Genomic DNA, 13,655 nt, shown 5'->3' on the forward strand with positions numbered 1-13,655 from the left:
CGGCATCGGCTCAGTCAAGTTCGGTCGCCTCGGAAGCTTCGAACGAGGCAAGCAACTCGCGCGTGTCCTGAACCGGATCTTCGATAGGCTCGGGCGGCGGTGCTTGCCGCGTCATCGCATAGAGGTAACTGTCGCCGGCGATCACGCGACGATTCGGCCGCGCCTCATAGTTGACGATCGTCCCTTCTCGTGTGAAGCCCAAGCGCTCCATGACGCTATAGGCACGCCCGTCCACCGCACAGTAAGCGAAGATGCGATAAACGCCCGGCTGCTCCATCAACCAATCCAACACCTGGCGCAGTGCGGCTAGCGCGTCGCGCCGACGGCGATTACCGCCTTGGCGGCTCGTTATGACGCCCAACTCGACCCGTGGCAGACGTGGCGTCAAGTCGATGACCGCGCACAACCTACCGTCATCCTTGCCAAACAGCCCGTAACGGAAGCGTGTTCGATACCGCCATCCGGCCATCGCGTCCGTGATGTACTCATGCGTTTGCCAAGCATCGGTGTAGCGCTCCCATGTCAGATCGCGCGTCGTCTCCGGATCGCTCAGCATCTGCTCGAACAACGCCTGGCAATCATCGGGAGCGAGCGGCCGCAGCAATAGACGCTCCGTTTCGAAGCGTTCGAAAGGCTCAAATGGCATTCGTCCCTCCCATGACCGAATTCGCCGAGAATCATGCATTGGGTGCGGCGTTGCCGCCGGTGCTTGTAACGTTAGCACCGCTTTGGCAAAAGCCCATCGTCGAGCACGAACCGACTGTCGGCCATCCGAAGCCGGCCCGAGTAGTACGTGATCGGAAAACATGCGAAAAGCGCAAATTAATACGGCCAATCGCGCATCTGTTACGACCATGCCACACACACGAAGGGCTTACCTCTTAGCGTCGGCGATCGTGTATGCTGTCCCACAACGTCGGCGTCGCATTCGAAGCCGTACTGCCGTGCCCGGTTCAACGACTGCTTGCCGCGGCGCAGGCGCATACACCCAACTCATCATTCGCCGTCGATAAGATGTCGGCGCAATGCAGTCGCTGAACGCATGCGAGCCGAAGTGCTTTTGTTTGCATGCACCACGACAATGCACGCATGACCCGCGAGGGCGCAGGGCATAGCAAGTTGATCACTGGTCTGAAGCTTAGAGCCTGCCGTAGAGCCTTTAATCCGATCGACGACCAGCCGCAAGATTGTCCGACTAGTTTGAAAAAAGCCGGAGACTATTTAGATGCCGTTACCGCGACTTTTGGGGCCGGTCATCGCCTTCTCGCATTTCTGGTTCGCGCGCGATGCGGGCTTGCTGATTTCAGATGGCAACGTGATCGAGCTCGCAGCGAGGCCATTTGCCGTCCTAGGCGCACTGCTCGCCGCGAACGGTCGCGCCGTTTCCGCGGCGGAACTACGAGTTTTCGTATGGCACGGCGCAAACGTCGACGCGAATACGGTACAGGCCCAGATCTCCGCGATCCGGCGAGCGCTTGGCGCGGAGCGCGATCTGATCGTGACCGTCCCCGGACGCGGCTATCGAATCGCGTGCGACATTCGGATCGTCGACTCGCCGAACCTCGGCGCTGCCGCCGCGCAGAGCGCCTCGTCCTCACCATCGTCGATACCGCTGCAGACGGCTGTGCGACGCCCCGCCCCGGCGCATCGCCTCGCGCAACGCACGAATGACGCACAGGCAACGCAACGCGCCACCCCTTCCCAGGCTCCGCTTGCCCCGATGTCGGCCGGCGGCGCGCCCCTTGGTCAGGCCACCACGCCTTCGCCGTTCATCGGGCGGCATGCGGAGCTATCGGAGTTGCTCGCGATCGTGCCGGCCCGCCGCATCGTTACATTGACGGGCGCACCCGGCATCGGCAAGACGCGGCTCGCGACCGAAGCCGCAGCACGACTCGCGCCGCAGTTTCCGGACGGTACGTTCTGCGCGGAGCTGGCTTCGCTCAGCCAACCGGAGCGCGTCACGAACGCAATCGTGGCGGCGGCCGGTCTCCATACCGGTCAGCACGCAGCCGCCGCAGCCGCCCCCGCGACGCTCGCCGCCGACGTCAGCGATCGCCGCATGCTCGTAGTCGTGGATCATTGCGACCATTTGAGCGAAGCCGCCGGTCAGGCGCTGGACACGCTGATTGCCAATACTCGAGGGCTGCACATCATCGTCACTTGCAGCTCGCCGCTTTTCATCGCCGGCGAGCTCCAGTTGTCAGTGGCGCCGCTGCGTGTGCCGGCCGCCAACGGCGACGGTACGACTGCACCGTTCTTCGACGATGCGCTCCATCTGCTGTGCGCAAAGCTTGCGCAAACGCTCAACGCAGCAGGCCACGATACGCGCTTGCGCGACATGCTCCAAAGCGCGCCCGTGGCCTTCCGTGCCGCAGCGGGTATCTGTCGGCACATGGGAGGCTTACCGCTCGCGCTCGAACTCGCTGCCGCCTCGATCGCCACGCGCGTCGTCGCGGGAGCAAGCGTCGAAGCAGCCATCGTCACGTGTGCGGATGCGCTCGACGCACGCCTCGTGCGCCGCACGGGCGGGCAGCGTGTCACGTTGCCGCGTCCGATCATTACGCAAACCGCGATCGAACTGTTCGGCGCCACACTCAACGTGCCGGTGCGGGCGACACTACGTCGAGTCGCGGTGTTCGCGAGTAAATTCTCGTTCGATGCGGCGCACGAAGTACTCGGCGCGTTCGATGCGTTCGGTGCTTCGGGCGCTACCCGCGACGCCACGCGCCGCGACGCGAATAGTCGAAGCCTGCAGGCCCTCGTCGCCGCGGGCTTCCTCAATGCGGTAGAGCGCGGCAATGCACTGCATCTGCAAATGCCGCACGCGATGCGACGCTATGCACTTGCCGAACTCGATCGCCGTGGCGAAAGCGACGCGGCCGCCGCGCATCATGCGCGCTATGTAGCGAGAGCGCTCGAACAGACTGCGCCGGCAGGGTTGCGCCGCGACATCGATGATGTGCGAGCAGCCCTCGAATGGTCGATCACGGCGGATAAGACCGAGCTATCCGCCGACATACTCGAGCCCTCGGCGCAACTTTGGGTCACGCTGTCGCTGCTCGACGAATATGTGAGTTGGATCCGTGCCGCACTCGAAAAAGCCACGTCCGCCGACGTGCGGCGCGTTCGTGACGAAATGCGGCTGCGGGTGGCGCTAGCCAGCGCACTCACACTACGCCGCGAAGCCCCGGACGAAATCGTCGCGAACTGGGAGCAAGCGTATAAGCTCGCCACCGTCTGCGCGGACACGCTGCAGCGGCTGCGCGCGCTGTTCTCACTCATCATGAATGCGCTCGACGCCGGCGGCTTCGAACGTTGCGAGGAATTGTGCGCCACCTTCAGAAAGATTGCGGAAGGCACGCCACTACCCGCCGCAGAAGTGAATGCCCGGCGACTCGAAGGGATCGTCAAGGCCTATCGCGGCGAATTCGATTCGGCGATTCAGCTTCTGAGCCCAGTTGCCGAGCACTATCCGCACGAAGCCGAAGCCAGCCGCCCCGACGCCCCACGCCTATACGACGACGAGACGCTCCGGGAAGCCAACGCGATGGCGACCGATTTCGGCGTATCGCTGCATATCGTGACCGAGGCAATTCTCGCGGCATCCTGCTGGTTCATGTGCATACCGCAACCCAGCGCGCGATTGCACCGTGTGCTATGCGCCCCACAGGACGAAAACGAACCCGTCGCATCCGCCATCGCACTCGAACTCGCGTGCGCGCTGGCCGTGCTCGACGACGACATTACGCGGGCCGAGTCGTACGCCACCTCGCTCGTCACGCGCGCGCGGTTGGCAGGGCTGCATCGGTGGCTGCGTGCGGGTCTCAACACGCAACTTTGGCTCGAAGCGCGCCGCGGCTCCCCCGATGCCGCGCTGCGGTTGCTCGCGGGCGTTTCGAAACGCCTCGGGCGCGGCCGCATCTGCCTGCTCGACTTGGCTATCGTCGCGACGCTGCTGCCGCACACGCAGTTCAGCCGCGATGCGGAGCTTACCGCTGCGCTGAGCGCCTCCATTCATATGGCCGTGAAACAAGGCGAAATGTGCGGCGAGCATTGGCACATCCCCGAATTGCAACGCATCGATGCGGTCTTGCGCCTCGCCACGGGCGAAGAGGCAAGCGTCGCGCGAGCGCTGCTCGAGCAAGCACTCGAGCGCGCGCGGCGCAATCGAATCAAGCGCAGCGAGTTGCACATCATCGCCGAGCTGGAGGCGCTCGACACCTGGAGCGCAACGGGCGCACTTCGCATTCACCCCGTGCCGTTCGTGCATAGCCTTTGAACCGTCACACACGCTGCTTACAGTGGGTCGCATTATCTGCATCGCGGCCCGCTTGATGTCCAACGTCACCCCCCCGTTGTCGGCTTCTGCGCTGACACAGCAACCCGGCAACCCGACCACGAGCGGTACCTCGGCACCAGCCACCAGTGGGCCGAACGCGCAACAGCAACTTGCGCTGCCGTTGCCGGGCACACCGGATGAATCGACGCTGGGACGGCTCAGGCGCACGATATCGCATTGGAGTCATGGGAATCGCGAACTCCGTACCGCGTTTACTCAAACGAACCTGCACGGCATGCCATTAGCGGCCGGTGAATTCCAGAAGGGCAGTCCTCTTCAGTCCGTACCAGCGAGCACTCCCACCACTGCGCCGGAGAGAGATGCGCGCGACCAAGCGGCCTTGGCAAAGAGTGCGCACACGCCGGCGCCTAGCGCTACCGGATCTGCGAAATCGTCCGCGCCGTCCGCCAATGGCGAATCATCACCTCCGCACGACGTGCCGCTCGATGCCACGGACGGTGGCGGTGCATTGCTTGCGTATGTCGCACGACACATGCCGGGCCCGCACAGCGATCCGCTCGCGGCCGCGGAACTCGTACAAGGCCTGACGATGCAGGGCGCGCCTGCCGGCTCACCGCCGACAACCCGAGGCACGTTGCTCGCGCATGCTCTTCACGCTGCAAGCGTCGACGATGCACACGGCGCGGCCGAAACGCTCGATGCGATGGCCAAGCTCGACTTCACGCACATGGATCGAGCGCGGTCCGGTTCGGACGCCGAAGCGAAGGCGTGGCATGCCGCACGCAGATTGGCGCGCACGGACGCGGGCTTCGAAGCGCTCGAGCATTTGCGCCGTACGGTCGGCAATCAACCGCCCGAGGCCAACCCGACGACGCGAATGGCGCACCTGATGATGCTGCAGGCCGCCGACGCCCTCGAGCCCGATCTCGATGCCGCCGCATACGATCCGGCACCTGGCGCAACAGCGCAGCGGCATGCACCGCCGGCGGGCGCTGAGCCGAGCGGCGCGCCGTTCGCGTGGCGCGCCTATCACGCGGCGCAGACGCTGACGGCGCACGGCAGAGCGGCAATGAGCCCTGACCAAAAGGGCACGTTCTTCGCTTGGCGGCAAAACTTCCGCGACGATGGGCGAGGCAGCGAACTCGCGCAAGCCCGCGTGCGTTTGAACAAGTTCGCCGCGAAAACGATCGACCAAGGCGCAGACAGCCGCTGGAAGACCTACCTGCCCCGCCTCTTCGGCAAGTCCGTTGCGCCGCAACGCGCGCTGGGCTACGGGATTCAGGGTGCGTTGCGCGGGCAAGTCACGTCCGAGAAGAGCGCGCTGCATAAAGCAATGAAAGCCGCGTTGCCGCCGCTCATCGACCGCCCCGAAATGCGGCCCGCAGCCGCGTTGTCGCACGCACGCCCCGAGCGCTCCATCGCAGAACTCGCAGCGTTGCACGTTTGGCTCGAAAGCGGCGGATTTACCAACGACCGTCCGGACGCGCAACAGTTGAAGGCGATTGCGAAACGCGCCGAGCAGCTCTGCGCGCAACTCGAGCCGCGCGACGTCAGTTCGCCGGACACGCTGAATCGGATGCAAAGCACGACCGCGGAGTGGGTAGCCGCCGATCCGCACGTGCTCGCACGCGACCCCGCGTTCAAGCAGATCGTCAAGCGGCCGTTCACCATCAAGCGGCTTGCGTCGTGGGGCAAGGTTGCGAATGTACCGCCCGATTCACCGTTCTGGGAAAAGGTCGACGGATTGATGCAAGCCGCGCGACCTTCCGTGTCGGCGGCGCTGGACGTCGCGAATGCCGATGAAGTACGAGAATCGCTGAAGGAAGTCGCGCTCGACTTAAGGGCCGGTGCCAATTTGCGGCTCAGCGACGGCGGCCGTATCGGCATCAGCACACGGGGCCTATCGGCCAACATCACCAGGCTGCTGCATGCTGGTGCCGTGCCGATCTCGCCGCGCATCGATATGCGCGCGTCGAGCCGGCGCGCAGGCGTAATCGGGCTGAGCCGAGGCCCGCATGGTGCCGACCTGTTCCTCGGGACCGAGAAGGTCTCGCAAACATACGCAGGCGTCGGCGTCCTGGTTGGATACGACATGGATGTCGGCTTGACGCAGGCGCGCGCCGGCGTCATCACTCGCGCATTGCTACATTCGCAGGAAGTCAGCGAGCCGAAAGGGATATCGCTGCGCGTCGCACGGCGCGTCAACACAAACGGTACGGGCTACGACGACGACGCGACACGCGAAAAACTTGCCGGCGTCATCGACCACGTGTTCGACGAAACGACCAACGCACGCCGCACCGATACGGGCGGCGCGAACGGCACCTGGAATCGGCTCGCGGAGCGCTACTTCGACGACCCCGACGTGTCGGTGAGTTGGACGGATAGCACATCGCGCACAGCGAAACGCGGCACTTTCGTCGATGCCGGCCTTTGGGTCAACGTCCCGAAGCTTTCGCGGTGGATGCGCCCCGGCTTCGCTATTGGAGGTGGGCGTGAGCGAATCACGAAACAAACGCTCGACTCGGTCGAAACGAGCGGACGCATGCAAATCGAGCAGCATCAAGTCGGCAACGGCATTCGTCAGATCGGTAGGATGGGCAACACGATCAGCGGCCACGACAACGGCACCCTCAACGAGGGCGAAGTCACCGTCGGCTACGTTTCACTCGCTGCCCCATCGGCGACATGGACGCTCAACGACGATACACGCGTAGCCAAAGTACGCATCTCGCGCGAAGGCACTAGCTTGATAGAGCGTGCGTGTCTGCTCGACTCCGAATATTCCAACGCCGAGTCTTACATCGGCGACGTCGAAGCCCATCGCGAGCAGTGGATCTCGCTATTTGCGGCGCAAGCCGAGGACGAACAACGTGCGGAGCGGAAACAGGCGGAGTTAAACGGCGTCGCGCTGCTGAGATTACCGTCTCCGCGCGACGTGGCGGCCGAACGGCTCGATGCATATCTTGCCAATGTACGGATGAATCGGCGCCTCAACCAAACCTACATGCACCGCTATCAACTAAGAGGCAGTGCCGCGAAACAACTCGACGTGCTCACCGCACTCGGCGCCCAGTTGCCAACGCACGGGGCTGCCGAGGCGCGCGCCAAAATCGACGCGAAGGTGCAACGCATACTGAACGATCCGAGTTCATGGGTGCCCGTCGAGCTGAAGGTCAAGGAACGCAGTTCCGTCTCGCGCGGCCCGGGCCTCAACTTTCTGGCGCAGATGCAGCCGATCACGACCGCCACCGGCATCAGGGAATTGTTCGCCGAGAAGATTCCTTTCGCGTTGCGTCAGAAACTTACCGCGGCATAAGAGAAGGGATGAGACGCGGCGCGCAACGCGCGGTCGCTTTTTGGAGAATCATGTCGATCGTTGCGAAACCGATAACGATCGCGCGCTTCGTGTCCGTGTCAGTTTCGTGTGCGCGTCATTTACGTTCGGCTGCCGCGCCCACGCGCTCGAGAAGCGCATTCGCCGCGGCAACGGCACCGTTATCTGAACTGCCAAGCGCGGAATCGATGCAACTGCGCCACTGAGGTTCACCGAGTTTCAACAAGCACCACGCGTGCAGCACTCTGAGCTTCGGCAAAACGCCATACTGCGCTTCGACCTGAGCAATCAGTCGCGATGCCTCGATCCAGCGACGTGATCGCATCAACAACCTTGCCTCGCAAAGATCGGCTAATGCGGAGTCGGGGCTCAACGCACGCAATGCGATCAGCAGATCTTCGAGATCCGTAAAGCTGGCATGCGTGAGCCCGATTGAAAAGACGGACAGCAGCGCTCGCACGGCAACCGAGTCGAGTTTCATCTCGTTCATCGCCGAATGTGCGCAACTGCCCGCATGCCCCACGAGAACACGCTATGCCTCAAGGAACTGGACGTTGCCTTGATTGCCCGTATAAGAGTCGTCCGACACGGCCTGAGGACCCGTGCCCCCTTCCGTGTTGTTCGAGCCGACCAGCGTAATGTTCCCGTTGTTATTGCTCTTAACGATCTCGACATGCTGGTCGCCGCCGACGATGCAAACGTCACCCGGCTTGGCTTGAGACTGGCTGACGGCATGCCAGCCGTCTTGACCCGTCAATTCGCTCGATAGCGTGGCAACACTGGCGGTTTGCTGCGAAGCAGGAATCTCACCGGATTTCTCCAAGCACGCCGACGTGAAGTTCGCGCAGCATTCCTCGGTCGAAACGCCTTGAGTCATCGGCACCGCTTGATTCTCCATGAGCTGCGCTGCTGAGGAGCCAACCAACTGATTGGCGATGGTCGCGGCATTGTTTGAACCGCCGGTATAACCGTACGACCCCGTACCGCCACTCAAGCCGCTCAAGCCACCCAAACTGCTCAAGCCACTGCCGCTCAAGCCGCTCAGTCCACTACCACCCAAACCGCTCAAGCTACCCAGACCGCTCAAGCCGCTGCCGCTCAAACCGCTCAAACCACTCAAACCGCTCAAACCGCTCAAACCGCTCAAACCACTGCCGCCCAAACCACCCAATGACGATTGCCCCCCGCTACTGCTCTGTTCGAGCATCTCGAGCAGCAACACGATGAGCACTTCGTCCATCAGATTCTGCGTACTTGCATCGCTCTGCGAGCTGCTGGAGTTGCTATCGGCAGCATCGCCGAAATCGGTATCGCTACCGGAGATCTGGCCGTTCTGACCGGGAAAGAACGAGGAGAAACTCCACGTAGACGCTCCGGTCGGGTTGGTATCGAGCATGACGGTTTCCTCAGACGGTTTGAGGTTGATGACCACCGCACGGCTCGCCGCATATCTTTCCGTGGAGCGGCCTGCGAGCCATACAGCCACGCGAATCACTGTACGGCAGGGCCACAAATCCACCTGAACCCGTATGCGTATTGAAATGCGAGAACCCGAAAAGGCAAAAAGCGCACCGGCGATCGCCGCCTGCTACGAGGCAGCGGCAAACGCGGACACGAGCGCCTCCTTGAAACTGCGAATGGGACCCACAAGGCGCCCGGACGGCGGCCTATGAACGAGCCAAGACGAAATACACGGCTCGAAATCCGCGACCTCCACGTCGCGCAATCGCGTTTGCAGCGGGCTTTCGGCGAAGGCGCGCCGATTGACGACGGTCAATCCGAGGCCACGCGCAACGAGCGATAAGCGCAAGTCGGAACTCATCGCTTCGATGCCGATCCGCAGCGCAATGCCTTCCCGTTCGAAGCGGCGGCTGACCACGCTGCGAATACCGCAGCCATCATGACTCAGCACCCAATCGAAACTCGATAGATGGTGCAGCGTCGCCGGCGATGCCACCACCGCGCTTCTCGGCGCAACGACGACGAGCCGCTGCACGCCGATCGCGAGTCCGTCGAATTCCAAAGTGGGATCTACGCTTTCCGGTGAACACACAGCCGCAACGTCGATTTCACCGCGGCGCAGCTTCTCCAACAACATATCCGGCCCACCGACGATGACACTCGTAGTGAGGTTGGAGAATTCCGTGCGGAGTCGATCGAGCGGCGTACCCATCGCGATTTCCGGCATGCACGGCGTGATCCCCACACGGAATTCACCTCTGGATTCTCTCGCCGAAGAAAAGCCGCTCTTGAGATCGTCTAGAACGCCAAGAATCCTGCGTCCGTGTTCATACGTGCGCATCCCTTCAAGAGTCGGTTTCAGCGGCTTCGACTGTCGATCGAGAAGCGTCGCGCCGAGCGTTTCTTCGAGAGCGCGGATGCGGCGGCTCACACCGGACTGCGTCAGATGCAACCGCATCGACGCCGCCATTATCGATCCGGCCTCGACGACTGCCAAAAAGGCCTCAAGATCACGGGTATTCATGCCAACTCCGCATGTTGATATGCCAATCGCTCACTTGAATCATGTTCGATCCGGCATAGAATTGTGAAGCGGTTTGCGCGCGTTGAATATGCATGGAAACGCGCGTTGGACCGACGCATAAAGTAGCTGCCGATAGCGGTGACTTAAGTAGCGAGCACGTTCAGGTTGACATCGGTAAGCGATCCCCCTGACACCAGACGGATCCGCGCTTGCTGCGAAAACCCCGATGCGCCGCGTGATTCCGGCCGGCAATCGGAACCCACACGCGGCGATAGTCATTGAAAAATCATGTGGGGAAGCGGCGATCGAGCGAGCGGCGGGCAAACAGTGCAAAAAATCGGCTCGCCGACGCCAAACGACGACGCCTGCTCCTTTCCGCTTATTCACCTTGCAATACGCGATCGATGCGATATGCGCGCCGTACCCGCCGTACGGCGTCGCATTGCAATGCTGCTCCAGCGGCAAGTGGCTGGCGTAGCGATAGGTGCGGAGCCGTAAACGACGGTACCGCAATCGCACCTGATGCCAGAAGCGTCGCGGTGCGTTCTTACACGTGGTTCCGAAGGAAAAGAAAATGAAGATCGCCATCAAATCCAGAGGCCTGGACCTCGTCGCAGTAATCAAACGTTGCTTGGAAGCGGAAGGCGCGGTGTGTCGTCGCTTCGGCGATGACCTCGCACTGTTGCGGGGCATCGTCCGCGACGATTACGACGCCATCCTCATCGACGCCGAGGCCGGCGCTCAGTCGCTGCAATCCATCGCTGCACGGCGCGCGAGTCGAGGCGAAAAGCGTGCACCGCTCGTCGTCATCAACGCCGCCCCGGACCGCGAAAACGTCGCCCGCCTGCTCGAGGCAGGCGCAGACGACGTGGTATTCGCCCCGGTCGACGCACGCGACCTCTCTTCGCGCCTCTACCTAGCGCAATTGCGCGTCAATGCGCATCGGTCGAATACGCTCAACGTCACGACGCTCGGGGAGTACCGGCTCGATAAGCAAACCTGCACCGCGCAAGTAGGCGGCGATCGGGTAAGCCTGACAGCGCGCGAATTCGCGATCGCGTGGCTGCTGTTCTCTTATCCCGGCGAGTACCTCAGCCGCCAACATATCGCCAAGGCGATATGGAGCGCGTCCGAGGACATAGTCGGGCGAACGCTCGAGCAGCACATCTATAGGCTGCGCCAAAAGCTTCGGCTCAACGGTGCCCTAGGCGTGACGCTGCGCACCCTATACGGCTACGGCTACCGTATCGAGTGCTCCGCCGCGCCCCTCGCGCAAGCACACCCAGCAACGACAACGGCAATCGCGCGCAGCCAACCTTGGACGCCACGCTCCACACCCGTCGCGAAGAACAACCACGGCAGCATGCCTGTGCCTGCGCAGAGCGTTGCCGACGCGACCGAATCCGTCGGCAATACGAATGCCGGCGCTCAGGACAGCGAGGATTTGTGCACGTGCAGGTGAGCCGTGCTCCCGACGCTAAGGATCTGGCACTTCCATTACTTTTATCTCAGTTGAATGTATCCGCGAATTTTCAAGCAACTCATTTTTTTAGGTCGAGCAAAAAATTTAAATCCACCGCATAAAACTAATTTTATTTGAGCGCGGTATTCCCTCGCGGCGCCTAAACGATTTCACTTTCGGACCCTATTCTTGTGAATCGTCGCATAGGTGCCATGCGTACGTGTCATGCGTATGCGCTACTGCGCATCGTGGCAGACGTTCGTCGTGCTGTCTCTCACGAAAGGTACTTCCCAATATGTGAATCGATCGATGAGAGTCGAGTCGCCGGCAAACGTTTGCTTCGTTTCTTGCTCCTCCACAGTGCACTTCGTTATCCCGTGCTAAGGTACGCATTGCCGCTTGATTTAAATTGAATTACCTCTTAGCAACGTGACACACACTCTTTCAACCACCGTATCCGTCTCAATCGAAATCCGCAAAAGCCGCTTCATCGCGTATGCAATGCCCGTGGCCGATCGCGATGCCGCGATGCAGGAATTGCGACGTCTGCGCGAAGCGCACCCTGGCGCCACGCATGTGTGCTGGGCCTTGCTCGCGGGCGGGCAATCGGGCATGTCCGACGACGGCGAACCTTCGGGTACCGCGGGACGGCCGATTCTCGAAGTGCTGCGCCACCACGATCTCGACGGGGTATTGGCGGCAGTGGTGCGGTATTACGGGGGCGTGAAGCTCGGCGCTGGGGGCTTGGTGCGCGCCTATACGGAAGCGATCGCGAGCGCGCTTCAACATGCCGAGCGTGTCGAGCGGGTAGCACAGACCCAACTCACGATCGAAATCGACTACCCCGACGAAGCGCGCGTACGGCGATGGATCGAACAGGAACGGGCCGAGCTCGCCGGCAGTGAGTATGGGTTATCGGTGCGGCTCGTGTTGCGCATGCCGGCAACGATGCGCGACAGCGCCCGAGATGCGCTGCGCGATGCGACCCAAGGACGCGCGCGTTTCGTCGACCCCGAAGGCGACGCAGCCGATTAGGCCAACCAACGCGCGCGGGCCGCGCTATTGAGCGCTGCGCTTATACGCTTCGAGTTCCGCCGTGTAGCGTTCGTTGCGAACCCCGTTGCTGCCGTAGTATTCCTCGACCGATTTCACCCAACGCCCCACCTCCGGCACATACCAGAAGGCCTTGTAGGTCTGCCCTGCCACCGCCTGGGGTATGACGCGGTGCGCTTGCGTGACCATCGTGGTCGTACCCGGCGAAGCCTGCGCTGCTTGAACAACGGTATTCATTGACGCCAGCTCTCCGCGCCATTGACCTTCGGCTTCGATTTTCAGGGCGTGGAACGTGCCGGCCGGCACCGTGACGTCCTCGAACCCGACGACCTTGTATTTCGTCGTCCATGTTTCCGAACTCAAGCGGGGATTCGGATGCGGTTCGGTGTATTGCACTTCCCAATGCTTGCCGGCCGTCAAAGGAAACGCCAGCGGCCGATTGACGACGACTTCGTTGCCATCGAACTCGCGCGTGCGCCCCCAATCCGAATCAGTGATCGCTTCGTGCCCGTTTTGCGCGGAGCCGGCTTGCTTCGCCGTGAAATAGATGTGCGAATCGGTCACGCGTTGGATGGTCAGTTCGTCGTGCGTCTGGGTCCAGCCGGACGGTCCTTTTTCGACGGTATCGGCGTATGTCCAAGAGTCGCCTTCTTTCAGCGACGGCGCGTCGATCGATTGCGCCATCGCCGCATACGGCGCATTACAAGCGGCGAGCACGAGCGCTACCGCCAAAGCTTTCATTTTCATTTTTCACGGTCCCGGAAGTGTGGCGCCGTTGATTTTACCCATATCGACGACGGTACCGAACGACGCGCGAGTGCCCGAAACCCCCACTAGCCGGGAGGTCTGACTCGATTCGAGCCGCTGACCGACGCTTCGGCCAAGGTCGATCGGATGAATTGAGCGTAAAAACGGACTCCTTTCGTGCAATTGCTTTGACACCGGCGGGTCTACACTGCTTTCCATGGAGCAAGACATCGACTCCATCCACGTGGCCCTCGCGAAGCGACGTGGCGTA

9 protein-coding genes are annotated in these 13,655 nt (G+C 62.0%); 4 read left to right on the forward strand and 5 right to left on the reverse strand.

From position 1 onward, the window contains the following. Positions 1–10: 10 nt before the first annotated feature. Entirely contained in the window at positions 11–646 is a 636-nt protein-coding gene (locus J3485_RS24535) for a GNAT family N-acetyltransferase (protein ID WP_206956925.1), read from the reverse strand. A gap of 579 nt (positions 647–1,225) precedes the next feature. Between J3485_RS24535 and J3485_RS24540 the strand changes: the two genes are divergently transcribed. Further along, complete coding sequence (locus J3485_RS24540; RefSeq protein WP_206956926.1) at positions 1,226–4,279, forward strand: ATP-binding protein; 3,054 nt, start codon at positions 1,226–1,228, stop codon at positions 4,277–4,279. A 55-nt stretch (positions 4,280–4,334) separates the two neighbouring features. Then, entirely contained in the window at positions 4,335–7,619 is a 3,285-nt protein-coding gene (locus J3485_RS24545) for an autotransporter (protein WP_206956927.1), read from the forward strand. A 115-nt stretch (positions 7,620–7,734) separates the two neighbouring features. Here the strand turns inward: J3485_RS24545 and J3485_RS24550 are convergent, their stop codons facing one another. The 3 genes from J3485_RS24550 to J3485_RS24560 form a co-directional block, all read right to left on the reverse strand. Then, complete coding sequence (locus J3485_RS24550; RefSeq protein WP_206956928.1) at positions 7,735–8,127, reverse strand: HrpB1 family type III secretion system apparatus protein; 393 nt, start codon at positions 8,125–8,127, stop codon at positions 7,735–7,737. A gap of 42 nt (positions 8,128–8,169) precedes the next feature. Continuing rightward, complete coding sequence (locus J3485_RS24555; RefSeq protein WP_206956929.1) at positions 8,170–9,033, reverse strand: CHAP domain-containing protein; 864 nt, start codon at positions 9,031–9,033, stop codon at positions 8,170–8,172. 192 nt (positions 9,034–9,225) lie between these two features. Then, positions 9,226–10,122, reverse strand: coding sequence for a LysR family transcriptional regulator (locus J3485_RS24560; protein ID WP_206956930.1), 897 nt, complete (start codon positions 10,120–10,122; stop codon positions 9,226–9,228). Between the two features lie 574 nt (positions 10,123–10,696). Here J3485_RS24560 and J3485_RS24565 point away from each other — a divergent pair. Both J3485_RS24565 and J3485_RS24570 read left to right on the forward strand, forming a co-directional pair. Beyond that, the gene (locus J3485_RS24565) at positions 10,697–11,584 is read left to right on the forward strand and encodes a response regulator transcription factor (RefSeq protein ID WP_206956931.1); all 888 of its coding nucleotides are present in this window, start codon (positions 10,697–10,699) and stop codon (positions 11,582–11,584) included. A gap of 429 nt (positions 11,585–12,013) precedes the next feature. Further along, positions 12,014–12,619, forward strand: coding sequence for an IMPACT family protein (locus tag J3485_RS24570; RefSeq protein WP_206956932.1), 606 nt, complete (start codon positions 12,014–12,016; stop codon positions 12,617–12,619). A gap of 24 nt (positions 12,620–12,643) precedes the next feature. On the opposite strand, the gene J3485_RS24575 is transcribed toward J3485_RS24570, so the two are convergent. Further along, positions 12,644–13,384, reverse strand: a complete 741-nt coding sequence (locus J3485_RS24575; protein ID WP_242538917.1) for a hypothetical protein — start codon at positions 13,382–13,384, stop codon at positions 12,644–12,646. Positions 13,385–13,655 lie beyond the last annotated feature (271 nt).

The organism is Trinickia acidisoli (assembly GCF_017315725.1).
GTDB lineage: Bacteria > Pseudomonadota > Gammaproteobacteria > Burkholderiales > Burkholderiaceae > Trinickia > Trinickia acidisoli.